The following is a 26,336-nucleotide window of genomic DNA, read 5'->3' on the forward strand; positions in this document are numbered from 1 at the left end:
TATGGCTAGCTATGGCTAGCGGCTGAGCGGCAGCCAGGCCCCGAGCAGGACGAAGAGGCCGCCACAGGTCCGGTTGAAGCCCTTGCCGCAGCGCCCCAGCCAGCCGGAGACCCGGCCGGCAAAACCGGCGATAAACAGCTCGGTCAGGCACTCCACCAGCGCGAAGGTGGCCGCCATGATGGCGAACTGCAGCCCAAGGCCGGCCTTGGGGTCGATAAACTGGGGCAGGAAGGCGGCGAAGAACAGAATGACCTTGGGGTTGGCCAGGGCGGAGAGGAACCCCTGGCGGGCCATGGCCCAGCCGCTGGCCCGGCCTGCCAGGGTGCCGACGCCGCCGCCCGGGGTGGGCGAGCGCCACACCTGCACGCCCAGCCACACCAGGTAGAGGCCGCCGACCACCTTCATCACCAGCAGCAGCTCCCCCGCTAGGCTCAGCAGCGAGGCGATGCCGAACATCGACAGCCCGATCACGGCCACGAAACCCAGGGCGCCGCCCGCGATGGTGGCCAGGGTCTTGCCCGGGCCGTAGAGGGCGCCGTGGGTCAGCGCCAGCAGGCCGTTGGGGCCGGGAGTGAGCGACAGGCCGATGGTGGCCGCGAGGTAAACAAGCCAGGTATCCAGGGTCATGGCGGGCTCCTTATGGTGATGATGGGCGTCATTATGGGGCCACGGCCCCTTTCATTCTTGGTGCAAATAAGACATAAAAAAGGAATATTTGGACCAGTGGAGTCATGATGCCGAGCCCCGATGTCGGTTTTTTGCTGTTGCCCCTGCCGGGCTTCGCCCTGCTGCCCTTCGGCGGCTTCCTCGACAAGCTGCGCTTTTCCGCCGACGACGAGGATCACAGCCGCCAGCGCTATTGCCGCTGGCGGATACTGGGCCTGGCGGAGGACGAGACGATCACCGCCAGCTGCGGGGTGGAAGTCCGGACCCAGGCCTCGCCCCGGGAGCTGGACTGGACCCATTATCAGTACCTGGTGGTTTTCGGCGGCCGCGAAGCGGGGCAGACCCGGCAGCTGGCGCCGCGTTACCGCCACCTGCTGCGCCAGGCCAGTGCCCGTGGCCTCGGCCTGGTGAGCATCGACAATGCCTGCTTCCTGCTGGCCGAAGTGGGCCTGCTGGAGGGGCACCGGGTGGCGGTGCACTGGCGCCATGCCCGGGAATTTGCCACCGGCTTTCCGCACCTGGCCATGACCACGGAGCAGTTGTACCTGCTGGACGGCCAGCGCATCAGCTGCGCCGGCGGCAGCGCCGCCATCGATCTGGCCACGGAACTGCTCGGCCGTCATTGCGGCCGGGAACGCGCCCTGAAGGGGCTGGCCGACATGCTGGTGGATGAAAGCCGGGAAAGGGGCCACCGGCTCCGGTCGCTGCAGCCGGAGCCGGATACCGGCCGCCACCTGGGGCGGGCCCTGGCCCTGATGCGCCAGTATCTGGGCTCGGCCATGACGGTGGCGGAGCTGGCCGAGCGGCTGGGGGTGGGCCGGCGCCAGCTGGACCGGCTGTTCGTGGCCCGTTTCGGCCAGCCGGCCCGGGCCTACTGGCAGGAGCTGCGGCTGCAGCACCTGGCCTGGCGCCTGCGCCACAGCCACCATCCGCTGGCCCTGCTCGCCGAGGAAGTCGGCATCCCGGACACCGGCTACCTGGCCAAGCTGTTCAAGCGCCGCTTCGGGCTGACCCCGGCCCAATACCGCCGGCAATCATGAAGACGGCTTGCCGGGACCTGGGAGACGCCCGGTCCGATAAGCGATGAGCTCATGTCCTCCAGTCACCGGCCAGGCTTGCACCAGCGCCATGGTTGAGTTAATGCTGTAGTTACCCAGTTTTTGTTAAGTAAATCCAAAACCATGAGATCAAAAACGCCCTTGTCCCAGGTGACCGACTTCGATCTTCGCCTGCTGCGCCTGTTCAAGGTGGTGGCCGAGTGTGGGAGCTTTTCCGCGGCCGAAAGCGCCCTGGGGGTGACCCGTTCGGCGGTGAGCCTGCAGATGAGCGATCTGGAAAAGCGCCTGGGCATGCGGTTGTGCCAGCGCGGCCGGGCGGGCTTTGCCCTGACCGACGAGGGCAGGGAAGTGCTGCGGGCGGGGGAGGTGCTGTTGAGCGCGGTGGAGAACTTTCGCGCCGAGATCAACCAGATCAACCGGCAACTGCGGGGCGAGCTCAATATCGGCATCGTCAACAACCTGGTGACTCAACCCCATATGGAAATCACCCGCGCCCTGAAGGCACTGCGCGAGCGCAGTGACGAAATCCGGGTCAACATCAGCATGAGCACCCCCGGCGAGATAGAGCGGGGGCTGTTCGACGGCCGCCTGCACGTGGGCGCCATTCCCCTGACCACGCCGCTTTCGGGCCTGGACTACCGCCTGCTCTACGAGGAGCGCTCCAGCCTGTATTGCAGCCGCGAGCATCCGTTGTTTCATGCCGGCGCCGAGCCGGACGACGATACCCTGGGCTCGGTCGACGCCGTGGTGCCCGGCTACCGTATGACGGCGCAGGCCATGGCCCTGCATCAGTTGCTGAACTGCCCCGCCACCGCCTCCGACCGGGAAGGCATCGCCTTTCTGATCCTCACCGGCAGCTACATCGGCTACCTGCCGGATCACTATGCCGCCAACTGGGTAGCCAAGGGACAGATGAAGCCCCTGTGCCCGGAGCGGCTGTTTTTTGACTCCAAGCTGGCCGTTGTGACCCGCAAAGGGCGCCGCCCGAATCTGATCCTGGAGAGCTTTCTCGACTCCCTGCAAGACCCCCGCTAATGGCGGGGTGTCCGTGCCGGCGACACGCCGGCGCCGTTAAAGTTAAGTATTGGCTTACCTATGGTTAAATAGATTTGCATTTAACTTAACCAATCCGGCGACCAGAATGATCCCATCACTCCTTAATCATCAATGGCAGCAGGGATTGGATCATGGCTAAACAGGATATTCTGCAGCGCGCCGGCCTGAGCCCCGAGCAGCTCGACGCCTACTGGATGCCGTACACCGGCAACCGCCAGTTCAAACAGGATCCGCGCATCATCGTCGGTGCCGAGGGGGGCTACTACCGGGATGTGGACGGCCGCCGGATCTTCGACGGCCTGTCCGGGCTCTGGACCTGCGGCGCCGGCCACAACAGGCCCGAGATCGCCGAGGCGGTGGCCAGGCAACTGCGCGAGCTGGACTATGCCCCGGCCTTTCAGTATGGCCATCCCAAGGCGTTTGAGCTGGCCCATCGCCTGCGCGAGCTGACGCCCGCCGGCCTCGACTACGCCTTTTTCACCGGCTCCGGCTCCGAGAGCGCCGATACCGCCCTGAAAATAGCCCGGGCCTACTGGCGCAAGAAGGGCAAGGCCGGCAAGACCAAGCTGATCGGCCGCGCCAAGGGCTACCACGGCGTCAACTTCGGCGGCATCAGCCTGGGCGGCATCGGTGCCAACCGGGCCCTGTTCGGCCAGGGGATCGATGCCGACCACCTGCCCCATACCCTGCTGAAGGAGAATGCCTTCACCCGGGGCCTGCCAGGGCAGGGCGCCGCCAAGGCCGAGGATCTGCTGGAGCTGATTGCGCTGCACGACGCCTCCAACATCGCCGCCGTTATCGTCGAGCCGCTGGCCGGCTCCGCCGGGGTGATACCGCCGCCGGTGGGTTATCTGAAGCGGCTGCGCGAAATCTGTGATGCGCACGACATCCTGCTGATCTTCGACGAGGTGATCACCGGTTTCGGGCGCATGGGGTCCATGACCGGCGCCGAGGAGTTCGGGGTGGTGCCGGACATCATGAACCTGGCCAAGCAGCTGACCAACGGCGCCGTGCCCATGGGGGCGGTGATCTGCCGGGGCGAGATCTACCACACCTTTATGGAGCAGGGCGGGCCCGACTACATGCTCGAGCTGCCCCACGGCTACACCTATTCCGGCCATCCGGTGGCCTGCGCCGCGGCGCTGGCCTCGCTCGATATCCTCCAGCAGGACCAGCTCATTCCCCGCGTGAAGGAGCTGGCGCCGTATTTCGAGAATGCGCTGCACAACCTGAAAGGCACCCGCTATATCAGCGATATCCGCAACTACGGCCTGGCCGGCGCCCTGCAGATCGAAAGCTACCCCGGCGAGCCGGCGCGTCGCCCCTACGAGATTGCGATGAAGTGCTGGCAGAAGGGTTTTTACGTGCGCTACGGCGGCGACACCATCCAGCTGGGCCTGCCCTTTATCGTGGAGCGGGAAGAGATAGACCGGCTGGTCAACGCCCTGGGCGAGGCCATCGGCGAGCTGGACTGAGACCGCAGCCGTAATGCCTCTCGGTTTGAGGTGTTAGCGGGGCAGGCTATCGCCACGCCAACTCGCAGCAAGTACGTCCCTGTATGCTCGACGATGGCGATATCGCGGAAACCGTCGTTATCGCCGCGCTGCGAGTTGTCACTGGCAACTCGGTCGCGGCGATAACTCCGGTGCAAGGCGCTTCGCGCCCCCTGCCATCGACGGTTGGCTTAGGCAATAGCCTGTCCCTCTGCATGGGACGGCATTACGGTCACCGATTTTTGAATCACAGGAATTTAAAGAGGTATCTCAATGAAAACCATCGGCCACCTGATCAACGGCACCATCGTGACCGACGGCGCCCGCACCCAGGACCTGTTCAACCCCTCCACCGGCGAGGTCGCCAAACAGGTGTCCCTGGCCGGCAAGGCCACCGTGGAGGACGCCATCGCCGCCGCCCAGGCCGCCTTTCCGGCCTGGCGCAACACGCCGCCGCTGAAGCGGGCGCGGGTCATGTATCGTTTCAAGCAACTGCTGGAAGAGCATGCCGAGGAAATCTGCCGGCTGATCGGCGAGGAGCACGGCAAGATAGCGCACGACGCCATGGGCGAACTGCAGCGCGGCATCGAGAACGTCGAATACGCCTGCGGCGTGCCCGAGCTGCTCAAGGGCGAGCACAGCAAGAACGTGGGCCCGGCCATCGACTCCTGGAACGAGCTCCAGCCGCTGGGCGTGGTGGCCGGCATCACCCCGTTCAACTTTCCCGCCATGGTGCCGCTGTGGATGTACCCCATGGCCATCGCCTGCGGCAACTGCTTTGTGCTCAAGCCCTCCGAGCGCGACCCCAGCTCGACCCTGTTCATCGCCCAGTTGCTGGTGGAAGCGGGCCTGCCGGCCGGGGTGATCAACGTGGTCAACGGCGACAAGGAAGCGGTCGACACCCTGCTGGACGACCCCCGGGTGCAGGCGGTGAGCTTCGTCGGCTCCACCCCCGTTGCCGAATACATCTACGCCAGGGCCAGTGCCAACGGCAAGCGTTGCCAGGCGCTGGGCGGGGCCAAGAACCACGCCATCCTGCTGCCCGATGCCGACATGGACAACGCCGTCAATGCCCTGACCGGTGCGGCCTTCGGCTCTTCCGGCGAGCGCTGCATGGCGCTGTCGGTGGCGGTGGCGGTGGCGGTGGGCGACGCGGCCGCCGAGGCCTTTATCGAGAAGATGAGGGCGCAGATGCAGGGCCTCAAGGTCGGCGCCTTCAGCGAGCGGCAGAACGACTTCGGCCCGGTGATCACCCGCGCGCACCTGGACAAGGTGGTCGGCTATATCAATAGCGCCGAACAGCAGGGCGCCGAGATAGTGGTGGACGGCCGCAATCCCAGCGTGCCCGGTTTTGACAACGGCTTTTTCGTGGGCGGCACCCTGATCGATCGGGTCACCCCGGACATGCTTTGCTACAAGGAAGAGATCTTCGGCCCGGTGCTGCTGGTGGTGCGGGTAGCGACCATGCAGCAGGCGATGGATCTGATCGATGCCCACGAATACGGCAACGGCACCGGCATCTTCACCCCCGCCTGGCCGACAGGCATACCGAACCGGCGGCCTACGCCGTGCTGTTTCCCAGGCCGGTTGGAAAAAACAACCAACGAGTCCGTTTGTTCCCTGCGCCATTACCTTGAAAACAAACAGAATTAATCGACGTAATACCTCCTGAACCGCCGAGGTATCCGCCGCCACTATACCTTTGACCAGAACGCATCGAGGGGAAATGCCGGGAAGTGCAGGAACTGGTGGGGCGCAGGCGGCCCACCTGCGCCCCAATAATCATCGCTGCCCGATATTGCCATCCCTCGCCGAAGGCCCTCTGCCGGGTATTGGGGTCGCCCTGGCCGGCGCTACTGTACGGTCGGGACCTCGAGCCCGAGCTCGGCAAGCGACAGCTCCCGACACCACTGGGCCAGCAGGTCCTGTTGCCGGAGCTCGGCCAGCAGGGCGTCCAGGCCGGCCACTATGGCGTCGTCCTCACCCCTGGGCACGGCCAGCGCCTGCTCGATGAGCATGAAGTTTTCCTCCAGCAGCCGGAAGCCAGGCCGGGTGGCGGCCCATTGCCGCAATGGCCCGCGGATCCCCGCCGCCGCGTCCAGCCCCTGCTCCAGGAACAGCACCACGGCGCCCGGTGTGGTGGCGGCCCGGATCAGCTGCGCCTGTTGCAGGGTGCGGGAAAGGTGCAGGTCGTAGGCCGCGCCCCGGCCGACGGCGATGCGCATGCCGGGGCGGTCCAGCTGTTCATTGCTGTGGCAGGGGGAGTCCGCCGCCACCAGGTAACAGCCCTCTATCCGGGCGTAGGGGACGCTGTAGGCGATGGTCCGGGCGCGTTCGGGATCCCGGGCCAGGAATGCCAGGTCCCAGCGTTGCCGGCCGGCGTCGGCCACCACCTCGCCGGCGGCCCGGTAGGGCAGCAGATCCAGGGGCAGCTCGAGCCGTTCGGCCAGGTGACGGGCCAGCAGGACCGACAGCCCTCCGAGCTCGCCGTCGGTGCCCGCCTGCCGGGCCAGCATGGCGTTGCCCAGGTTGATGGCCACGCGCAGCCGGCCCGAAGGGGCGAGCCGTTGGCGGAGCAGGTGCAGTTCGGATTTCATGGTGAATGGCCTCAGTGAAGGTAAAGAGGGGAACAAGCGTTCCCCTGTCGGATGGAGGCATGGGACGGCCTCCGGCGTCAATCGGTGATGGCGTCCGCCTGCGCCTTTGCCGACGCCATGCGCCGGCGCAGCAGGGGGCCAAGCACGTAGGGCAGGAACAGACCGGCCATGACGACGGCCCAGATGCCGATGGAAATACTGCTGCTCCACAGAATACCCCAGTCTCCGTCGGAAATGGTCAGGGCATGGCGGAGGCTCTTTTCCATTTCCGGGCCCAGCAGCATGCCGAGGATGATGGGCACCAGGGGAATATGCAGCTTGCGCAGCACATAGCCCATCAGCCCGAAACCGATCATGAAGTACAGATCCAGGGCGCTGCTGGTGAGCGCATAGATCCCCACCGAGGCGATCAGGGTTACCACCGGCATCAGGTACTTGGGCGGAATGCTCAGCAGCTTGACGAATACCCCCACCATGGGAATGTTCAGCAGCAGCAGGATCAGGTTGCCGATAAAGAGTGCGGCAATGACTCCCCATACCAGATCCGCGTTCTGCACGAACAGCATGGGGCCCGGCTGGATGTTCAGCGACACCAGCATCGCCAGCAGCACGGCAGTGGTGCCGCTGCCGGGCACGCCCAGGGTCAGCATGGGCACCAGGGCACCGTTGGCGGCGGCGTTGTTGCCGGCTTCCGGCGCCGCTATGCCGCGGGGATCCCCTTCGCCGAACCTGCCCCTGGCGCCGATCAGGCGTTTTTCGAGGGTGTAGCTGACAAAGCTGCCCAGCGAGGCGCCGGCCCCGGGCAGCACCCCGGAGATAAAGCCCAGCACCGAACCGCGCAGGCTGGTCGGAAGCACCTGCACGATGTCGGTCATGGTCAGCTTCAGCTTGTTGAGGCCCACCTTTTTCAGTCCTTCACCGGCGTGCTGTTCGATAAACAGCAGCAGTTCGCTGATGGCGAACAGCCCCACGATGGCGATGATGAAGTCGATGCCTTCGTACAGCTCCAGGATGTCGTAGGTATAGCGTTGGTTGCCGGTGGATATATCCACTCCTATGGTGGCGATCATCAGTCCCAGGCAGGCGGCAACCAGGGTCTTGAACTGATTCTTGCCGGTAATGCCGCCCAGGGTGGCGAAGGCCAGGGTGTACAGGGCGAAGTATTCCGCCGGGCCGAACTTCAGGGCGAATGTGGCCAGCCAGGGCGCCAGTATCACCAGGCCGACCATCGCCAGCAGGCTGCCGATAAAGGAGGCGATGGCGGAGATGGCCAGGGCTTCCGCCGCCTTGCCCTTGAGCGCCATCGGGTGGCCATCCAGGCAGGTCATCATCGCCGGCTCGTCCCCGGGGATGTTGAGCAGGATGCTGGAGATGCGGCCACCGTACATGGCCCCGGCGTAAACCGAGGTCAGCATGATCAGCGAGGCTTCCGCCGATAGCCCGAGGCTGAAGGCCAGGGGGATGAGAATGGCCACCCCGTTGGCCGGGCCCAGCCCCGGCAGGGCGCCGATCAGGGTACCGAGCATGGCGCCGATCAGGGCGAACATCAGGTGTTCCATGGTCAGGGCGACGGAAAACCCCTGTAACAGCAGGTTCAAGGTTTCCATAAGTCGGACTCCAGAATGCCGGCGGGCAGGTGCAGCTCAAGCCCGAAGTTGAACAGAACAAATACTGCCACCGCGCTGCCGACCCCGGTGCCCAGGGACGCCAGGGGGCGGGCTCCCATCCTCCAGCACAGCATCGACACCATCAGGGTGGTGGCCGGCACGAAGCCGGCCGGTTGCAGCAGCAGGGCGAACAGGGCCAGCACCACCAGCACGAACCCCAGCTCGGCCAGCATGGCGGGGCCGGGCCAGGGAGCGTCGGGATCGGGGCGGATCAGCAGGTAAAGGCTGCCTATACCCAGCAAAACGGAGAGCAGCAGGGGAAAGGTTTCCGGACCCACGGCCTCGGCTGCCCCGAAGGGCTCCGGAAAGTGCGCGGCCTCCCAGCCGTAAATCACGGCCAGGAGGAAGAGCAGGGTGCCGAGAATGCGGTCGCCCTTCATTTTATCAACCCCACTTCCTTGGAAATGGCCTGGATCTCCGCCACCTGGTCACGAACATAGTCGGTAAAGGCCGGGCCGGATTTGTGGAAGGGGACCAGGCCGTTTTGCTCCATGATGGTCTTCCACTCATCGCTGGCATAGATCTTGTCCAGACTGCCGTTCCACCATTGGTAGGCCTCTTCCGAGACACCGGCCGGCACATAGAAACCCCGCCAGTTGGGCGACACCGTGTCGATGTTCTGCTCCCTGGCGGTGGGGAACCGGTCCAGCGGGGCGGGTAGGCGCTCCTCGGACAAGACCGCCAGTACCCTCAGGTCGCCGGACTCAATAAAGCCCATGGCTTCGGAGATGTCGCCGGTAAAGGCACCGATATGGCCGCCCACCACCTGGGTAATGGCCTCGGCTCCGCCGGCAAACGCCAGGTAGGTGATGCGGGACAGCCCTTCGACCTCGGCCTCTTTCGCCGCCATCAGCACCTTGAGGTGATCCCAGCCACCGGCGGCGCTGCCGCCGGCGAATTTGACGGCGGAGGGATCCTGCTGCAGGGCGGCCATCAGCTCGTTCAGGTTTTGGTAGGGCGAGTCCTTGGCCACGGCGATCACGCCGTAATCGGCCCCCAGGGCGCCGACCCATTGCACCATGTCGTGATCCATGCCCGCGAACTGGCCCTGGGCCAGGCGGGTGGTGGTGGCGGTGCTGGCGGCGACGATCAGGGCATTGTCCTCGGCGCGTTTGGAAATGACGTGGGCGAAGGCCACGCCGCCGCCGGCACCGGTCATGTTGGTGGTCTGCATACTGCCTCTTACCAGACCCAGTTCGGCCATCAGCCTGCCCACGCTGCGGCAGGTGAAATCCCAGCCGCCGCCGGGGCCGGAGGGGGCGATGCAAGTGACCGAACGGCTCTGCTCGAAGGCCATGGCGCCCTGGCTTCCCAGGGTGATAAGGGTGGCACCGATCAGAGCGAAAATAGTAGTGCGTTTCATAATTCAACCTCTGTATGTGAATGGTTAACCTGGGCGTTGGGGTTATCCCTGCCCGTTAATGCATCTGTAGCGACGGCCTGTCATGTCATCTCCTTGTGTGGTTGAGTAATGAACCCGGGCGAAAGGTCGGGGCGGTTATCGTCCACCGCCCCGGGTCATCCGGCACCGGCATGATCGCGTCGGCTCTGTTGCCGTGGTTTCCGTTGTTGTTATTGATTGAATGGTGCCCTTCAGACCAGCACCCAGCCTTCCATCAGGCGGCGGGCGCTGCGGCTCATGGTGACCTTTTCCACCGTCCAGTCGGCGCCCCGGGGCCGGACGGTGGCGCCCACCGCCATCAGCCCCGAAGGATGGCCGATGCGCAGCGGCTGGCCGCCGATAACCAGTTGGCCGGTGAGCCGCTGTACCAGGGTGCCCTCGACCCCGGCGGCGGCGGCCAGGGCCACTCCGCCGGTGCCGGTCATGGCGTGGTGCGCCTTGCCCATCGACAGGATGCGGGCGGTCAGATCGATGTCCGCCGCCGCCACCGGCTTGCCGCCGGCCCCCGGATAGGGCTGGGGGCGGGACACCCAGGCCAGCTTGGGGGTGTGGGGGCGCAGGCGGGTGGCCTCCTCGGCGCTGCCGGCCAGCCCCATCAGCACGGTGCAGTGGGCGCGGATCTGCTCGCAGCGGCGCAGCAGTTCGGCATCGCCGTTGATGGTGTCGGGCAGCTCGGCGCCGGTCAGGCCCAGGCTCTCGGCGGCGATGAAGATATGCGGGTTGCCGGCGTTGATCAGGGTGACCTCAACGGCGCCCAGCCCGGGGATGTCCACCCGCTCCAGGGCCCGGCCGGTGGGGAAGAGGCCGCCGGCGGCGTCGGCCGGATCGAGAAAGTCGAGCACGATTTCCGCGGCGGGAAAGGTCACCCCGTCCAGGTGGAAATCGCCGAGCTCCACCACCTCGCCGTCGCGCATCGGCACCCGGGCGACGATGCGCTTGCCGATGTTGGCCTGCCAGATCCGGACCTGGGCGATGCCGTTGGCGGGGGCCGGCACCAGGCCTTCGCGGATGGCGAAGGGGGCCACGGCGGAGGTGAGGTTGCCGCAGTTGCCGGACCAGTCGATCACCGGCCGGTGGATGTCCACGGCGCCGAACAGGTAGTCCAGGTCGCAGTCGTCCCGGCTGGAGGGGCCGACCAGCACCACCTTGCTGGTGCTGGAGGTGGCGCCGCCCATGCCGTCCACCTGCTTGCCGTAGGGGTCGGGGCTGCCGAGCACCCGCAGCAGGAGGGCGTCGCGCCCGGCCGGATCCGCGGGCACCGCATCGGCACGGAAGAAGACGCCCTTGCTGGTGCCGCCGCGCATGTACACGGCCGGGATTTTACGTTGCAACATGTTGAATCTCCTTGTGTCTTGATGGTCAGGCCGGGAGGTAGCCGGCGAGCAGGGCGGGCAGCAGGCCGCCGTGGCGGAAGTAGCGGATCTCCTCCTCCGTATCCAACCGGCAGCGCACCGCGATGGCGCGGTGGTTGCCGCCGGCGTCGGCGAGGGTCAGGGTCAGGCGCTGCCCGGGGCGCGGGGCCGCATCCAGGCCGGCCAGGGTGAAGGTCTCCTCGCCGGTCAGCGCCAGGCTGTGGCGGCTCTGCCCCTCCTCGAACTGCAGCGGCAGTATGCCCATGCCGGCCAGGTTGGCGCGGTGGATGCGCTCGAAGCTCTCGGCCAGCACCACCCGCACCCCCAGCAGGCGGGGTCCCTTGGCCGCCCAGTCCCGCGACGAGCCGCTGCCGTATTCCCTGCCGGCGATCACCAGCAGCGGCTGGCGGCGGGCCAGGTAGGCCCGGGCCGCGGTGAAGATGGTGGTGAGGGTGTTGTCCGGCAGCAGTCGGGTATAGGGGCCCTCGCGGCCGTCGGGGCAGAGCTCGTTCAGCAGCCGGGGATTGGCGAAGGTGGCGCGCTGGGCCGCCTCGTGGTTGCCGCGGCGGGTGCCGTAGGAGTTGAACTCCGCCTCGCCGATGCCCCGCTCCAGCAGGTAGCGCCCCGCGTCGCAGCCGGGCAGGATGGCGCCGGAGGGCGAGATGTGATCGGTGGTGATGTGATCGCCGAGCATGGCCAGCACCCGCATGTCGCGCAGATCCCGTTGCTGGCTGCCGGCCCCGAGTTCGCTGGACCAGTAGGGCGGTCGGCGGATGTAGGTGCTGTCGGCCGCCCAGGGATAGCGCGCCGGTACCGCGGCCGCCCGGGTGGACTGGCCTGCGGCCGGCGGCTGGTAGGCCTGGATGAACAGCTCGGCGTTGAGGCAGCGGGCCTCGATGGCGGCCACCTCGTCGTCGGCGGGCCAGAGCTCGCGCAGGTACACCGGCCTGCCGTCCGCGTCCCGGCACAGGGGATCCCGCTCGGGATCAAGCTGGGTGGTGCCCGCCAGCGTATAGGCCACGATCAGCGGCGGCGACATGATGAACACCTCCCGCGCCAGGGGATGGACCCGGCCGGCGAAGTTGCGGTTGCCGGAGGTGACGGCCGCCACCTGCAGCTGCCGGCGGCGGATTTCTTCTTCCACTTCGCGGCTGGCCAAGGGGCCGGACATGCCGTTGCAGGTCATGCAGCCGTAGCCGACCAGGTTGAAGCCGAGCTCGTCCAGGGCGGTGTTCAGCCCCGCCGCCTTCAGGTAGTCGGTCACCACCCGCGAGCCGGGGGCGAAGGAGGTCTTGACCCAGGGGGCCGAGCTCAGGCCCCGGGCCCGGGCGTTGCGGGCCAGCAGGGCGGCGCTGATCACCGCCCGCGGGTTGGAGGTATTGGTGCAGCTGGTGATGGCGGCGATGACCACGGCGCCGTCCTGCAGGCCGCTGGCCGGGGGGGCGGCGATGTCCCGTCGGCCCAGCGGGATGTGCTGGTGGGGCTGCAGGGGGCCGGCGATGGCCCGCCGCACCGAGCCCAGATCCAGGGTGACCACCCGGTCGTAGCGCACCCGCTCCAGGCTGTCGGCCCACAGGCCCTGGCGGCGGGCATAGTGCTCGGCAAGCGCGCAGCACTCGGGGTCCCGGCCGGTCATGCGCAGGTAGTCGATGCTGCGCCGGTCGAGGGGAAAGAGCGCGGCGGTGGAGCCGAACTCCGGAGCCATGTTCGACAGGGTGGCCCGGTCCGCCAGCGAGAGCTGCGCCACGCCGGGGCCGAAGAATTCCAGCAGGGCCCCGATCACCCCTTCCCGGCGCAGGGTTTCGGTCAGGGCCAGGGCGATGTCGGTGGCGATGTAGTCGGCGGGCGGCTCGCCCTCGAGGCGGATGCCGACGATGTCGGGCAGGCGCAGGGTGAGGGACTTGCCCAGCATGGCCGCCTCCGCCTCGATGCCGCCCACGCCCCAGCCCAGCACACCGATGGCGTTGATCATGGTGGTGTGGCTGTCGGTGCCCACCAGGGTGTCCGGGTAGGCGAGCACGCCGCCGTCGGGCATCGGCTCGGCGACGATGGCCGGGGTGAGCCGCTCCAGGTTGACTTGGTGGAGGATGCCGTTGCCGGAGGGAATGATGGACAGGTTGTCGAACGCCTGGTTGCACCAGTCCAGAAAGGCGAAGCGCTCGCGGTTCTTGACCTGCTCGATGTCCATGTTGGCGGCCATGGCGCCGTCGCTACCCCAGTGGTCGACGTTCACCGAGTGATCCACCACCAGGTGGGTGGGGATGACCGGGTTGACCCTGGTCGGGTCGCCGCCGCCCTCGGCCACCGCGTCGCGCAGCCCGGCCAGATCCACCAGCGCCGGGGTGCCCAGCAGATCTTGCAGCACGACCCGGGCCGGCCGGAAGGGGAGGTCGACGTCCCGGGCCCGGGCGGCGATGGCGCCGAGCAGGGCGTCGGCCTCGTCGCCGGCGGTTCTCATCACGTTCTCGGCCAGCACCCGCAGGCTGTAGGGCAGGGTGCCCGGCTCCAGCCCCAGTCGCTCCAGGCGCGCGGCCACATCATGAAAGCGATAGCGGCGCTCCCCGACCTGCAGTTCCGACATCTCGTGCATCTTCCTCTCCCTCATTGCGGTATCTGTCGATAAGCTGAAATTGCACTAAATTTTAAATTTGTGCAATTTTATGATGGGTGAAATTCACAAGTTGAGATGGGGATCTCATTTGTTGCACTGATTATTAATTTTGTGCAATCTTGGTGGGCGTGCCCCGGCAGCACCCGCCGGGGGTTTTCAACACCTTGTTTCTGCTGCGCTTATCATGAAGCAAGGGCTGCCGGGGCGGCGGCGGGGTTTATTCGGCGGCCCGGTGTGTGATAATCGATGTCTTCTTCGAATGTAACGGGAATCGCCATGGCCGCTCCGGTCGACAACCTTGCACTGACTGCGAAAATGACACCACTGCAACAACGCACGGTACGGGAACTGGTGCTGCATATCCGCCAGGAGCGTTACCCCGCCGGCCACCACCTCAAGGCCAGCTTCCTGGCGGAGCAGCTGGGGGTATCCCGCTCGCCGGTGAACGCGGCGCTGGCCCACCTGGCCGAGCTGGGGGTGCTGGAGCACGACCGGAACCGGGGCTTTTTTCTGCGCTGCCCGGCCGACGAGCTGGACAGCGCGCTGGTGGCCCTGGTCGGCGGCTCGGAAGATCCGCTCTACCAGCGCATCGTCGATCTGCGCCTGGCGCGGCAGCTGCCCGACAAGGTGCTGGAGTCGGATCTGATGCGCCTGCTCGATACCAGCCGGGCCAACCTGGGCCGGGTGCTGTCGCGCATTCAGGAAGAGGGCTGGATCGAGCGCCGGGCGGGGCAGGGGTGGGAATTTTTGTCGCTGATCGACTCCCGCCAGGCCTACGAGGAGTCTTACTATTACCGGCTGGCGCTGGAGCCGGCCGCCCTGCTGAGCCCTGACTTCAGGGCGGACCCCGCCGAGCTGGCGGAGTGCCTGCGCCAGCAGGAGTTCATCGCCGAGTCCGGCTACCTCAGCATGACGCCCTTCGAGCTGTTCGAGGCCAACAGCCATTTCCACGAAACCCTGGCGCTGTGGTCCCACAACCGTTTTATCCACCAGTCGCTGGTGCGGCTGGATCAGCTGCGCCGGCTGGTGGAATACCGCCAGGCGGCGCGCCGGGCCCCCCGGCGGGAGCAGGCGCTGGAGCACATCGCCATACTGCAGTGCATCGCCGGCGGCGAGCTGGTCGAGGCCGCCGCCCTGATGCGCCGCCACCTCAACCAGGCCCTGAGGGCGAAGCGGGAATTCCGGCTGGAGCCCTAAAGCGCCATCTCGTTTGAAACTGAGACAGTGATGATTGGAGCGCAGGCGGCCCGCCTGCCTTCCCGCACAGCGCGAACCCCCGGCCTGGAAAGCAATGCTTCAACCCCGGGCATACCCCCTATGCCGACGGGCCGCCCGCGCCCCATTCGGTCACAGGTGCTCTTAGAAGGCATGCCCGGCCATCAAACCGGCAGCGCTGGGGTCAGCTTGATTTTCTGCATGGGGATCTCGGTTTTCACACTCTGCACTCCCTTTATCCGGGTAAAGTGTTCTATCTGGAAACGGCGGTAGTGTTTACGTGGCACAAACCTGCTCCTGGAGCGCAGGCGGCCCGCCTGCCTTCGCGCGCAGCGCGAACCCCGGCCAGGAAAGCAGCGCGTCAGCCTCGGACATAATCCCTACGCGGGCCACCCTCCCTGCGGAGACCTTATGTCAACGCCGGCTCCGCCAGCCACTCGGCGAGCCGTTGCCGGTCGCTGCCGGCCAGGGTCTTGAGCGGCAGCGGCAGGCTGGGCGCCTCGGCCAGACCCAGCAGTTCGGCGGCGGTTGCGGTGACCCGCAGGCTGCCGTATTGGCGGAACAGCTCCCACATTGGCTGCAGCCGGCCGGACAACTGCAGGGCCCGGTGGGCGTCGCCGGACCGGGCGGCCCGGGTGATGGCCAGGGCCGTCTGGGGGAAGAGGCCGCCGGTTACCGAATACCAGGCCTCGCAGCCGGCGTTCAGCCCCCTGGCGGCCAGGGCATCGCCGCTGACGCCTATGGTCAGGTGCGGGGGAAGCTGGGCGCGCAGGCGCTCGATGCGCGCCCGGGCGGCCTCGGCGTCGTCCGGTACGCCGGGGATCTTGATGGAGGCCACCTGCGGCAGCCCCGCTATCCGGCCGTGCAGTTCGTCGCTGAAGGTGAAGTGGGTCGTGCCGGGGTTGTCGTAGACACAGAGCGGCACGGACAGGGTGCCGGTCACGTCCCGGTACAGGCCGAACACCTCGTCGTCCGACAGTTTCTGGTACGACACGGGCGCCAGCAGCACGCCGGCGGCGCCCGCCTGCTGGGCGTCTTCGGCCAGCTCCTGCACGGCGCGGGTGCGCAGGGCGCCGATGCCGGCGATCACCGGCACCGTCCCCGCGTGCTGCACCGCCAGCTGCACGATACGGGCCCGTTCGGCCCGTGTGAGGTAGGCATAGTTTCCCGTCGAGCCGAGCACGCCGATGGAGTCGACCCCGGCGCCGGCCAGGCGTTCGACCAGGCGGACAAAGGCGGCCTCGTCGATGCCGCTCTCGTTCATGGGGGTGAGGGGAAATGCGCTGAGGCCTGCAAACATGGTCGATTCTCCTGGTAACAAAGTTGCTGACAAGGGTTGGCTGCCCCGTGGTTGAACACCGACGCCCATCATCCAGGGCATGCTGCCGATGTTGCGGTATCGGCAGCCGTTATTTACTCATTCTTTGTGCCCGGCACCTGGGCGAGCATCGCCTCGCCGATCACATGGTTTCCACAGGCACTGAGCGCCTGGCCGGCACCCAGTCTGTCTTGTTCTACTTCGTCCTGCCCAAGCTTGTGCTTGCCGACGAGGCGGGTGATGTCGATCCGCAGGCCGATGATCTGCTCGAGCAAAGCGTCGATGTAGTCTCGGGGAGCGTCCGCCATCTTCCAGGGTGCGGGTTGCGATGCTTCGTGAGTGCGGGTCAGCCTGGCCACCACGCCCCGCACATACTTTTCGTCATCGAGGAAGTGGATACGGCCATGGGCGTGGACAACCCTATAGTTCCAGGTGGGTACCTGTCGGTGCGACTCGTGTTTGGTCGGATACCAGTTGGGCGAGATATAGGCATCGCCCGCCCGAAAAGCCACCAGCACTTGGTCGCCATTCTTGACGTCTTGCCATATCGGGTTGGCCCGTGCGATATGGGCCTTTAATACGCCCTGTTCCCCTTCACTCGCCACCAGCTCGAAGGGAAGGTGGTTGGCATCCAGGCCATGCTTGCCATGGGTGATCAGGGTTCCGAACGGATGCTTTTCAATGCATTCGTGCAGTATCTGGGTTCGGGATTCATTAAAATGGACGGGTAAATACATGTTTGCTCCAAGACAGGCTGAGAGAGGAGAGTAGCAAGCACCCTCCTGTCAGCCTTCCTTTTAATAAAACAATGGGCTTTCGACTCAGGTTTTTATTCATAACGGTAACCCGTGCCCGTTACCAGCAACACGCTGTTGTTAGCCCTCGACGCCGACCAGCCGGGACTCTATGGTGGCACCCGGCATCATAAGGTGTAATCCCTGGGTCAATTGCTCGCCAGCCTGGTGCAGTGCAGCCAGCGGCATGGCTGGCAGGCTTTCCAGAATAAACCACATCTGCCTGGCGTCGGCACCCAGCCGAGTCCTCACTCCCTGCCGCCAGTTCCAGCGCCGGCAGGTGACTCCGATGTCGTCGCGCCATACCACTTCCCCTTGTTCGGGGGATTCGTGGGCCGGCGCTCCGTCCTTCATGGTGTCGAACAGCTCGGTGCCGTCCGCGACGACCAGCCGGGGCGTGCCGGCATAGGCCGCCAGGTTCTCGCCGCCGACGGGAACGGCGTACTGGATGCTGATGGCGTTGTACAGATCGACCACCGGATCGATGCTCGGCAACTGCTGGTCGCGCCGTACCCGCTTGAGCAGGGCCTCGGCGGAGCAGGGGGTGCGCTGGGGCTTGGCGCCGAACCGCCTGAACACCTCGCCCCAGGCCTGCAGGTGCGCCTCGGCCCAGGGCGCGCCTCCCGTGCTCAGCGACTGGCAGGCGCGGTTCAGGGCATCGGCGCCGATGTGCGGATTGACGATCTCGGCTGCATCAACGCTGATGCTGAGGGCGCGAAAGCCGGGCGCCAGGTCGGCGATGGCGGGATCGATTGACGGCAGTACGGTGTGCATTGCAGAATCCTTTAATGACCAATTTATTCCATGCTAACGACCGATGACCAATAAAGTCAATATATCGACCGATCCGGGCGCCGATGTCCAGACCGTCAGCCAGGCCGTCGCCACCCGGCTCAAGGCGCACAGAAAAAGGCAGAAGCTTTCCCTGGACGAACTCTCCCGGCGCGCCGGCGTCAGCAAGGGCATGTTGGTCGAGATCGAGAAGGGCAGTGCCAATCCCAGCATCGCCATCCTCTGCAAGGTGTCGGCGGCACTCGGGGTGTCGGTGTCGGATATCGTCAATGTGGCCAGCGCGCCCTCGGTGCACTTGATTGAAAACGAGGACATCGCCACCCTCTGGACCGGCCCCGGGGGCGGCTCCGCGCGCCTGCTCGCCGGCACCAGCGGACCCGACATGATCGAGCTGTGGCGCTGGGAAATGCAGCCCGGCGAGCGCTTCGAATCCGCCGGGCATCCACCGGGCACCGTCGAGCTGTTCCATGTCGAGCAGGGGCAGCTGACGCTCAGGGTGGGGGAGACCGAGCTGCTCGTTGCCGCCGGCTGCTCGGCGGTGGCCAGAACGGATGTGCCCCACCACTATGCGAACGAGGGCGATGCCAGGCTGGTGTTTTCGATGACGGTGGCCGAGCTGCACGGACGACTCAGCCCTGAGGGCATGAACGGGCCCTGATGCTTTTGCATCAACGCCGTGCTGTTTAACGGTTAACGCTTTGTTTACTTTTCCTGTCGAGGGGCCCGCCTGGGCCGCACCACAGACAGGAACAACACCATGACCGCATCCGCAAGCACACGCGATTACCGCCTCACCGGCCCGAGCGCCCGGGAGGCGGTGGCCCGGGGCCTGGCCTCGGCCCAGTGGTACCAGACCCCGGTACCGCGCAAAACCCTCAAGGCGCTGATGCAGCGCCAGGACCGCAGCGCCATCCGCGATACCCTGCTGTGGTGGGCGCTGCTGCTGCTGTTCGCTACCTTGAGCATGCTGGCCTGGGGCAGCTGGCTGGCGGTGCCCTGTTTTCTGGTTTATGGCGTGCTGTACAGCTCGGCGTCGGACTCCCGCTGGCACGAGTGCAGCCACGGCACCGCCTTCCGCACCTCCTGGATGAACGATCTGGTCTACCGCCAGGCCAGCTTCATGATCCTGCGCGAGCCCACCGTCTGGCGCTGGAGCCACGCCCGCCACCACACCGACACCATCATCGTCGGGCTGGATCCGGAGATTAACGCGCCCCGTCCCACCCCGGTGCTGCGCCACCTGCTCGGGCTGCTGGCCATTCCCGCCGTGCTGGGCACCCTGCAAAGCCTGCTGCGCCACAGCGGCGGCCGGCTCACCGAGGACGAGCGGGCCTTCATTCCCGAGATGGAGTGGCCCAGGGTGTTCCAGCAGGCGCGCATGTACCTGGCCCTGCAGATGGCCGTGCTGCTGCTGGCGGTGGGGCTGCAGTCCTGGCTGCCGGTGATGCTGGTGGGGGTGCTGCCCACCATGTACGGCGCCTGGCTGGCCTACCTGTTCGGGCTGACCCAGCACGCCGGCCTGGCCGACAACGTACTGGATCACCGCAAGAACAGCCGCACCATCCGCATGAACCCGGTGTTCCGCTTTATCTACTGGAACATGAACTATCACACCGAGCACCACATGTACCCCATGGTGCCCTATCACGCGCTGCCGGCCCTGCACGAGCAGATCAAGCACGATCTGCCGCCGGTGTATCCCAGCACCTGGGCGGCCCTGTGCGAACTGGTGCCGGCCCTGTGGCGCCAGCGCCAGGACCCGGATTATTTCGTCGACCGGCCGTTGCCGGCGGCGGCCGAACCACCTACCGACGCCGACCTGCGGCCGGCCCATTCCCTGTAAGTCCCCCTGGGGGAGGAGAGCAAGATGAGCAACTGGATAGACGTGTGCGCCTTCGACGATATCGACGAAGAGGATGTTATTCGGGTCGACCGCAGCGAGCGGACCCTGGCCATATACCGCAGCCCGGACGACGAGGTGTTCGCCACCGCCGGGCTCTGCACCCACGAGGCGGTGCACCTGGCCGACGGCCTGGTGATGGGCGACATCATCGAGTGCCCCAAGCACAACGGCCGTTTCAACTACAAGACCGGCGAGGCCAAGAACGCTCCCGCCTGCGTTCACCTCAAGACCTATGCCGCCAAAGTGGAAGGCGGCCGGGTCTATGTCTGCCTGGATTGAGGTGAGCATGGACGAGCGCATCATCATCATCGGCGCCGGCGAGGCCGGCATCCGCGCCGCCCTCACCCTGCGCCAACAGGGCTGCCGGACGCCGATCACCCTGTTCGGCGACGAGCCCCACGCCCCCTACGAACGGCCGCCCCTGTCCAAGGCCGGGGGCGGCGAGCCGGTGGCCATCGGCGACCTGGTGGCCATGGAGCGGGTCGAGCTGCGCCTGGGCGAGCGGGTGGAACATATCGACCGGGCCCATCGCCAACTGGTTACCCGGCATGGCGAGCGCCTGCCCTACCGGCAACTGCTGCTGGCCACCGGCGCCCGTGCCCGGCGGCTGGTGCTGCCCGGCCTGGCGGCGGACGCGGCCCTGACCCTGCGCACCCTGGACGACGCCCGTAGCATCTTCGCCCGGGTGGCCCCGGGCAAAAGGGTGGTCATCGTCGGCGGCGGCTTCGTCGGCCTGGAGCTGGCCGCCGCCCTGATCGGCAAGGGCGCGCGGGTCAGCCTGCTCGAAAGCCAGCTCCGGCTGCTGCAACGGGCGGTGCCGGCGGAACTGGCCCGCGTCGTCGAGGAGGAGCACCGGGCGCGGGGCGTGGATCTTTACCTGGGCGCGGGCATAGCGCGGGCCGAGCCCCGGGGCGAGGGCGCCCGGCTGACACTTAATGACGGCCGCGAGCTCGAGGCCGAGCTGCTGGTGGCCGGCATCGGCTCCGAGCCCAACACCCGGCTGGCCGCCGGCGCGGGGCTGGCGCTCGACAACGGCATCGCCGTGGATGCCGAACTTCGCACCGGCGATCCGGCCATCTTCGCCGCCGGCGATTGCTGCTCCTTTCCCCATGCCCTGTACCGGCAACAGCGGCTGCGGCTGGAATCCTGGCGCTGCGCCCGGGAGCAGGGCGAAACCGCCGCCCTCAACATGCTGGGCGGCCGGCACGCTTACGCCCCGGCGCCCTGGTTCTGGTCGGATCAATTCGATCTGGGCCTGCAGATAGTGGGCCTGCCCCACCTGGCCGACCGCACCCTGTGCCGGGAGCTGGGCGAACGGGCCCGGCTGCTGTTCCATCTGGACCGGGACGGCCGCCTGCTGGCCGCGAGCGGCATCGGCCCCGGCAACGCCGTGGCCAAGGACATCAAGCTGGCCGAGCGGCTGATCAACCTGCGGGCCTGCCCCGATCCCGCGCTGCTCGCCGATCCCGGCGTCAGGCTCAAGCAACTGTTGTCCGCCGCCACCGGGGAGGCCGCATGAAACTGTTGATCCTGCAATCCATGTGGGCCATGGAAAACATCCTGCCGGGCGGCGACACCCTGCCGCTGCCCGAGGCGGTCCGGCGCATTGCCGAGCACGGCTTTGCCGGGGTGACCGACCACTTTACCGATCGCCGCCACGTGCGGCGGCTCACCCAGGAGCTGCGGCCGCTGGGGCTGACCGCCGAGGCCCAGTGCTTCCCTAAAAGCGTGGACGAGCTGCAGCCGACCCTGGAGCTGGCGGCCGAGTTCGGCTGCCACCACGTCACCATCCAGCCCGATGTGCGCACCCGCGACAAGGCGGCGGCGCTGGCCCTGCTGCGGGGCTGGCAGCGGCTGGCGGAGCAGGTGGACTTTCCGGTGCTGGTGGAAACCCACCGCTACCGGCTGACCAACGATCTGTTCTTCACCCTGGAGCTGCTGGAGGAACTGCCCAGCCTCCGGCTGGTGGGGGACTTGTCCCATTACGTGGCCGGGCACGAACTGCCGCTGGTGGAGGGCGACCCCCAGGCCGAGGCACAGCTCAGGGAGATCATGCGCCACTGCCACGCCTACCACGGCCGGGTGTCCAACTGCGAGCAGGTGCAGCTGCCGATAAGCTTTGCCCAGCACCAGCCCTGGGTGGAGCAGTACCGCCGGCTGTGGCGCTGGGGCTTTGCCAACTGGTGCGCGCGGGCGGCCCCCGGCGACAGCCTGGCCTTTACCTGCGAGCTGGGCACCCGTCCCTATGCCATCACCGGCGCGGACGGGCAGGACATCACCGACCGCTGGGCCGAATCCCTGCAACTGAAGCAACTGGCCGAAACCATCTGGGCGGAAGTACGGCAGGGCTTGTAGGTCGAATTTATTCGACTGAACCCGGCGTCGTTGGTGAATGGCCCATTGAAGTGGACCCTGCGGCGGGGTCTGTAGGGTCGAATTTATTCGACCGAACCCCGGCGCCGTTGGCGGGATGGTCCATTGAAATGGACCCTACGGCAGACTCCGGTGTAATCCGGCGCCCGTAGGGTCGAATTTATTCGACCGGATGCGGCGCCGGCTCTGTGCCGGGCTCCCGCCTTGTGCTGAAATGGCGGCCTTAGCGGCAACAACCTGATGCAAGGCGGAGCAGCGTGAAAAAAACCACCATCGTCGAGATCGCCGAACGGGCGGGCGTGGGCCGGGCCACGGTGGACCGGGTGCTGAACGAGCGGGGCAACGTCACCCCGGCCACCGCCGAGCGGGTATTGCGGGCGGCCCGGGAGCTGGGGCTGAAACGCACCCTGCCGGACGCCTGGCAGCCGCTGCGCCACCTGGAGGTGGTGCTCTGCGACAACGGCGCCAGCTTCTTCCGCCGGCTGGAGCAGGGCTTTGTGCGCGCCGCCGAGGTGCTCGGCAAGCGCCAGCTGGTGCTGCACCGCACCCTGGTGCGCGACCCGGAGCCGGAACGGCTGGCCCGGCTGCTGGAGCTGGCGGCGTCGCGGCGCGATGGCATCGTGCTGTTCGGCCCCGCCCATCCGGCGGTGGCGACGGCGGTCAACCGCGCCGGCCAGGCCGGCGTGCCGGTGGTCACCCTGGCTACCGTGCTGCCCAACACCCGTCCGCTCTGCCATGTGGGCATCGATCAGTACGCCGCCGGGCGCACCGCCGGCTGGTTGCTCGGACAACTGTGCCGGGAGCCGGGGGAGGTGCTGGTGGTGTGCGGCCGGCTGGAACTGACCGCCCATCGGGAGCGGGTGCGCGGCTGCCTGGAGCGGCTGGCCCGGTCCAGCCCCCGGTTGCAGCCCCGGGTGTTGGAAGGGCGTGAGCAGAACGAATTGATCGAATCCCTGGTGCGCGAGCGGCTGGCGGCGGGGGCGGTGGCCGGGCTGTACAACACCGGGCCCGGCAACGGCATCATCGCCGGCCTGCTGGAGCGGCGGCAACTGGCCGGACGCTGCGTTTTTATCGGCCATGAGCTTCACCCCACCACTCAGGCCCTGCTGCGCCAGGGCAAGATGCACCTGACCCTGGATCAAAACCCGGAGCTGCACGCCTTCCGCGCCCTGGAGTTGCTGATCTGCCACCTGGAGCGGACCACCCCGCCCGCCGCCGGCGGCCGCATCGACTTCACCCTGTACACCCCGGAAAACCTGGGCGACTGAGGGTGGCGGTGCTCTCATGGATGAGTAGTATTCTTGCAGGCGGTAACCGGTCGGTTAAATCGGCAATATGATGAGGAAGAACAATGATAGATCGTCTGGACCACCTGGTCCTCACCACCGCGGATGAGGCGGCCTGTATCGGATTTTATGTCGAGCTGCTGGGTATGGGGCTGGAATGCTTCGGCCAGGGGCGCAAGGCGTTGCGTTTTGGCAACCAGAAGATCAACCTGCACCTCAAGGGCAAGGAGTTCGAGCCCAAGGCCCACACCCCGGTGCCCGGGGCGCTCGATCTCTGTTTTATCGCCGACCGCCCCCTGGACGAGGTGATCCGCTTGTTGCGGGAAAAGGGGGCAAACATTATCGAGGGGCCCGTGATGCGCACCGGCGCTACCGGCCCCATCCGTTCCATCTACCTGCGCGACCCGGATCTCAACCTGGTCGAGATAGCCGAGCCGGCGGGCTGACCCCGGTTACCGCTGCGGTGCGCACCGGCCCGGGGTGTTTCTCCTCAATGCGCAGTTCTCCTGGCGGCCAGCGACAGCGTTGCCACCAGTGGCGTGGCCAGCGCGGCGAACACGGCGATAACACCAGACACGTAGCCGATATTGCCAACCCCCCAGGCCGAGATGCCGAGGCCGCCGATCATGGCGCCGAGGGCAATGCCGCCGTTGGCGGCGGACACATTGAGCGTGCCGGCCAAAGCCTGGGCCCCGGAAGCGGCGTTCATCACGCGGATCTGGCAGATTGGATAAAGGGCGGTGTTGGCGATACCCCAGACGGCCAGGGCGACGGCAAACCAGAGGCCGGCACTGGCAAACGCCATGGTCGCGACCATGCCCAGGGCGAGCACCACGCTGAAGATGGCGGTGGTGGCGAGCGGTTTTTTGTCCACCCACAGGCCGCCAAGCCAGTTGCCGAACAGGCCGACGGCGCCAAACCCCATCAGCCACCAGCCCACCCGGGCCGGTTCAATGCCCGCCGATGTTTCCATCATTTCCGCCAGGTAGGTGTAGCCGGCGAACATGGCGGTGAAGATCAAAACCGACAAGACGACATTGGCAACAAAGAACGGGCTCTTGAGGATCCTGGCCTGATCCGCCATCGCCACCGGCCGGGGCGCGCGCACGGCCGGCATGCTGATGTATATCAGCAGCGCGATGGCCAGCGACAGCGCGGCCAGCAGGGCAAAGGCGCCGCGCCAACCGATGGCATCGGAGGCAAGGGTTCCCAGCGGAATGCCGAACAGCATGGCGGCAGAGATACCGAGATAGACCCTCGACACGGCCCGGCCGCCCTTGCCCGGCCCGGCAATCTGCGCCGCCGTTTCGCTGGCGGTGCCCCAGAACACGGGCAACGCCAGGGCCGGCAGCAGGCGCGCCACGGCCAGCACCCAGGGGTTCGGCGCGACGGCCGCGAGGCCGTTGGAGAAGGCGAACAGCACCAGGATGCCGATAAATAGCCGCTTGCGATCAACATGAGCGAGCCAGGCGGTGAGGAAGGGGCCCGCCACTATCACCACCACCGCGAACAAGGTGACCAACTGGCCGGCGGTGGCGACCGAGATGGCGAGGTCGCGGGCCAACGCCGGCAACAGCCCGACGATGAGGAATTCGGTGGTGACGATGACAAAGGCGGCCACCGCAAGGATTGAAATGGACGCAGAACTGCCCCTGGCCGTTGCCAGGCGGGGCTGGGGGTCGTCATTCACGGGGTTAATGGTCGGCATGGTCTTTACTCCGGAAAAAGAAGGGCCTTATGTTACAGTGGATAAAAATTCTTTTTATGGATAACATTTACAGATTATTATGGAAATTAATTCTATAAAGGCCTGATTGATGACACCCGCACAACGCCTGAAAGGACTCGATACTTTTGTTGCCGTTGCCCAGGCCGGGAGCTTCACGGCGGCGGCCGCCCGGCTGAACCTGACCAACTCGGCGGTGGGCAAGGCCATCGCCCGGCTTGAGGGGCGCCTGAACCGGCAGTTGTTCGACAGGACGACGCGCCGGCTGGAAATGACGGACGCGGGAGAGGCTTTCTACAAGGTCTGCGTGCGCGTTCTGGAAGAGCTGGAGGCGGCGGAGCGGCAGCTGTCGGCAGAGCAGCTGATCCCATCGGGGCGGTTGAGAGTGGGTCTTCCCGCCACCTTTGGCCGAATGCGGGCACTGCCAGCACTGCTGGCGTTTGCTGAAAAACATCGGCAGGTGGTGCCACACGTATCCTTCACCGACCGATTCGTTGACCTGGCCGAAGACGGGCTGGATGTCGCCGTGAGAATAGGCGGAGCCGATACCTGGCCGGCGACGGTCGGCCATCAATTGCTGGGACACGAGGAACTGATTTTCTGCGCCTCTCCGGGCTACCTGCTGGCGCATGGAGAGCCGGCATCATTGGCTGAGCTGTTTCATCACGAGGCCGTTCTGTACGGCAGGGCCGATGGCGGCACAAGCCCCTGGCTGATCAAGGAAGGGCAGGCCCCGCTGGTGCGGCAACAGGTTGAAGGCCGGATAGTGCTCGGCCAGGCCGAGGCGCAGGTTGCGGCGGTGGAGGCGGGGCTGGGCGTGGCCCAACTCGCCACCTGGCTGGTGGAGCGGCAAATACGTGACGGCAAACTGACAAGGATACTGCCGCAACTGGCCACGCAGGGGCTGCCATTGCACGTGGTCTGGCAGCGTGGCCGGCAGCACCTGCCGAAGGTTCAAGCCCTGGTGTCTCATTTCGAGGCATCGCTCGACATCCGGCCTGGCAGCTGTGGTGCTTCCGGTTAGGAG

The 26,336-nt window shown here is 66.6% G+C and carries 25 protein-coding genes; 13 read left to right on the top strand and 12 right to left on the bottom strand.

Features of this window, described 5'->3' with window-relative positions; genetic code table 11:
• Positions 1-15: 15 nt before the first annotated feature.
• On the bottom strand, positions 16-627 hold the full coding sequence (locus tag C7H85_RS02365) for a LysE family translocator (protein ID WP_106728106.1): 612 nt from the start codon (positions 625-627) through the stop codon (positions 16-18).
• 107 nt (positions 628-734) lie between these two features.
• Here C7H85_RS02365 and C7H85_RS02370 point away from each other — a divergent pair, with 107 nt between their 5' ends.
• From C7H85_RS02370 to mmsA, 4 genes are all read left to right on the top strand, one after another.
• Positions 735-1,706, top strand: a complete 972-nt coding sequence (locus tag C7H85_RS02370; protein ID WP_210433538.1) for a GlxA family transcriptional regulator — start codon at positions 735-737, stop codon at positions 1,704-1,706.
• A gap of 141 nt (positions 1,707-1,847) precedes the next feature.
• Positions 1,848-2,759, top strand: coding sequence for a LysR family transcriptional regulator (locus tag C7H85_RS02375; RefSeq protein ID WP_106728108.1), 912 nt, complete (start codon positions 1,848-1,850; stop codon positions 2,757-2,759).
• A gap of 152 nt (positions 2,760-2,911) precedes the next feature.
• On the top strand, positions 2,912-4,255 hold the full coding sequence (gene aptA, locus C7H85_RS02380; protein ID WP_106728109.1) for an omega-aminotransferase AptA: 1,344 nt from the start codon (positions 2,912-2,914) through the stop codon (positions 4,253-4,255).
• A 291-nt stretch (positions 4,256-4,546) separates the two neighbouring features.
• Positions 4,547-5,926, top strand: a complete 1,380-nt coding sequence (mmsA, locus tag C7H85_RS02385) for a CoA-acylating methylmalonate-semialdehyde dehydrogenase (protein ID WP_106728110.1) — start codon at positions 4,547-4,549, stop codon at positions 5,924-5,926.
• Positions 5,927-6,126: 200 nt separating this feature from the next.
• On the opposite strand, the gene C7H85_RS02390 is transcribed toward mmsA, so the two are convergent.
• The 6 genes from C7H85_RS02390 to acnA all read right to left on the bottom strand — a co-directional run bounded on the left by C7H85_RS02390 (position 6,127) and on the right by acnA (position 13,881).
• On the bottom strand, positions 6,127-6,870 hold the full coding sequence (locus tag C7H85_RS02390) for a transporter substrate-binding domain-containing protein (protein ID WP_106728111.1): 744 nt from the start codon (positions 6,868-6,870) through the stop codon (positions 6,127-6,129).
• A gap of 77 nt (positions 6,871-6,947) precedes the next feature.
• Positions 6,948-8,477, bottom strand: coding sequence for a tripartite tricarboxylate transporter permease (locus tag C7H85_RS02395; RefSeq protein WP_106728112.1), 1,530 nt, complete (start codon positions 8,475-8,477; stop codon positions 6,948-6,950).
• On the bottom strand, positions 8,465-8,917 hold the full coding sequence (locus C7H85_RS02400; RefSeq protein WP_106728113.1) for a tripartite tricarboxylate transporter TctB family protein: 453 nt from the start codon (positions 8,915-8,917) through the stop codon (positions 8,465-8,467). Before C7H85_RS02400 ends, C7H85_RS02395 begins: the two co-directional genes overlap by 13 nt.
• Positions 8,914-9,900 carry a Bug family tripartite tricarboxylate transporter substrate binding protein gene (locus C7H85_RS02405; protein WP_106728114.1) on the bottom strand — a complete coding sequence of 329 codons (987 nt, stop codon included), beginning with the start codon at positions 9,898-9,900 and terminating at the stop codon, positions 8,914-8,916. Before C7H85_RS02405 ends, C7H85_RS02400 begins: the two co-directional genes overlap by 4 nt.
• 230 nt (positions 9,901-10,130) lie before the next feature.
• Positions 10,131-11,273: a 2-methylaconitate cis-trans isomerase PrpF gene (prpF, locus tag C7H85_RS02410; protein WP_106728115.1), complete on the bottom strand. Its 1,143-nt coding sequence runs from the start codon at positions 11,271-11,273 to the stop codon at positions 10,131-10,133.
• 25 nt (positions 11,274-11,298) lie between these two features.
• Positions 11,299-13,881 (bottom strand): aconitate hydratase AcnA, encoded by a 2,583-nt coding sequence (gene acnA, locus C7H85_RS02415; RefSeq protein WP_106728116.1) that lies wholly within the window; start codon positions 13,879-13,881, stop codon positions 11,299-11,301.
• Between the two features lie 336 nt (positions 13,882-14,217).
• Here acnA and C7H85_RS02420 point away from each other — a divergent pair, with 336 nt between their 5' ends.
• Entirely contained in the window at positions 14,218-15,099 is an 882-nt protein-coding gene (locus tag C7H85_RS02420; RefSeq protein WP_106728604.1) for a GntR family transcriptional regulator, read from the top strand.
• A 182-nt stretch (positions 15,100-15,281) separates the two neighbouring features.
• Here C7H85_RS02420 and C7H85_RS20210 read toward each other — a convergent pair whose 3' ends face one another.
• The 4 genes from C7H85_RS20210 to C7H85_RS02440 form a co-directional block, all read right to left on the bottom strand.
• Positions 15,282-15,404, bottom strand: a complete 123-nt coding sequence (locus C7H85_RS20210; RefSeq protein ID WP_281257554.1) for a hypothetical protein — start codon at positions 15,402-15,404, stop codon at positions 15,282-15,284.
• Between the two features lie 122 nt (positions 15,405-15,526).
• Complete coding sequence (locus C7H85_RS02430; RefSeq protein ID WP_106728117.1) at positions 15,527-16,417, bottom strand: dihydrodipicolinate synthase family protein; 891 nt, start codon at positions 16,415-16,417, stop codon at positions 15,527-15,529.
• Positions 16,418-16,530: 113 nt separating this feature from the next.
• Positions 16,531-17,172 carry an FMN-binding negative transcriptional regulator gene (locus C7H85_RS02435; RefSeq protein WP_106728118.1) on the bottom strand — a complete coding sequence of 214 codons (642 nt, stop codon included), beginning with the start codon at positions 17,170-17,172 and terminating at the stop codon, positions 16,531-16,533.
• A gap of 138 nt (positions 17,173-17,310) precedes the next feature.
• Entirely contained in the window at positions 17,311-18,003 is a 693-nt protein-coding gene (locus C7H85_RS02440) for a B3/B4 domain-containing protein (RefSeq protein ID WP_106728119.1), read from the bottom strand.
• Between the two features lie 43 nt (positions 18,004-18,046).
• Here C7H85_RS02440 and C7H85_RS02445 point away from each other — a divergent pair, with 43 nt between their 5' ends.
• The 7 genes from C7H85_RS02445 (at position 18,047) to C7H85_RS02475 (ending at position 24,029) form a co-directional block, all read left to right on the top strand.
• Positions 18,047-18,679: a helix-turn-helix domain-containing protein gene (locus C7H85_RS02445; protein ID WP_106728120.1), complete on the top strand. Its 633-nt coding sequence runs from the start codon at positions 18,047-18,049 to the stop codon at positions 18,677-18,679.
• A gap of 99 nt (positions 18,680-18,778) precedes the next feature.
• Complete coding sequence (locus tag C7H85_RS02450) at positions 18,779-19,864, top strand: fatty acid desaturase family protein (RefSeq protein ID WP_106728121.1); 1,086 nt, start codon at positions 18,779-18,781, stop codon at positions 19,862-19,864.
• A 24-nt stretch (positions 19,865-19,888) separates the two neighbouring features.
• Positions 19,889-20,203, top strand: coding sequence for a MocE family 2Fe-2S type ferredoxin (locus C7H85_RS02455; RefSeq protein WP_106728122.1), 315 nt, complete (start codon positions 19,889-19,891; stop codon positions 20,201-20,203).
• Entirely contained in the window at positions 20,187-21,443 is a 1,257-nt protein-coding gene (locus tag C7H85_RS02460) for an NAD(P)/FAD-dependent oxidoreductase (RefSeq protein WP_210433539.1), read from the top strand. Before C7H85_RS02455 ends, C7H85_RS02460 begins: the two co-directional genes overlap by 17 nt.
• Positions 21,440-22,279 (top strand): sugar phosphate isomerase/epimerase family protein, encoded by an 840-nt coding sequence (locus tag C7H85_RS02465; protein WP_106728124.1) that lies wholly within the window; start codon positions 21,440-21,442, stop codon positions 22,277-22,279. The genes C7H85_RS02460 and C7H85_RS02465 overlap by 4 nt, the downstream gene beginning before the upstream one ends.
• Positions 22,280-22,554: 275 nt before the next feature.
• The gene (locus tag C7H85_RS02470) at positions 22,555-23,565 is read left to right on the top strand and encodes a LacI family DNA-binding transcriptional regulator (protein ID WP_106728125.1); all 1,011 of its coding nucleotides are present in this window, start codon (positions 22,555-22,557) and stop codon (positions 23,563-23,565) included.
• A gap of 83 nt (positions 23,566-23,648) precedes the next feature.
• Positions 23,649-24,029, top strand: coding sequence for a VOC family protein (locus C7H85_RS02475; RefSeq protein ID WP_106728126.1), 381 nt, complete (start codon positions 23,649-23,651; stop codon positions 24,027-24,029).
• A 44-nt stretch (positions 24,030-24,073) separates the two neighbouring features.
• On the opposite strand, the gene C7H85_RS02480 is transcribed toward C7H85_RS02475, so the two are convergent.
• Positions 24,074-25,291: an MFS transporter gene (locus C7H85_RS02480; RefSeq protein WP_106728127.1), complete on the bottom strand. Its 1,218-nt coding sequence runs from the start codon at positions 25,289-25,291 to the stop codon at positions 24,074-24,076.
• A 109-nt stretch (positions 25,292-25,400) separates the two neighbouring features.
• Between C7H85_RS02480 and C7H85_RS02485 the strand changes: the two genes are divergently transcribed.
• On the top strand, positions 25,401-26,333 hold the full coding sequence (locus tag C7H85_RS02485) for a LysR family transcriptional regulator (protein WP_106728128.1): 933 nt from the start codon (positions 25,401-25,403) through the stop codon (positions 26,331-26,333).
• Positions 26,334-26,336 lie beyond the last annotated feature (3 nt).

Origin of the sequence: Zobellella endophytica (assembly GCF_003012775.1) — a bacterium.
Classification (GTDB): Bacteria; Pseudomonadota; Gammaproteobacteria; order Enterobacterales; family Aeromonadaceae; genus Oceanimonas; species Oceanimonas endophytica.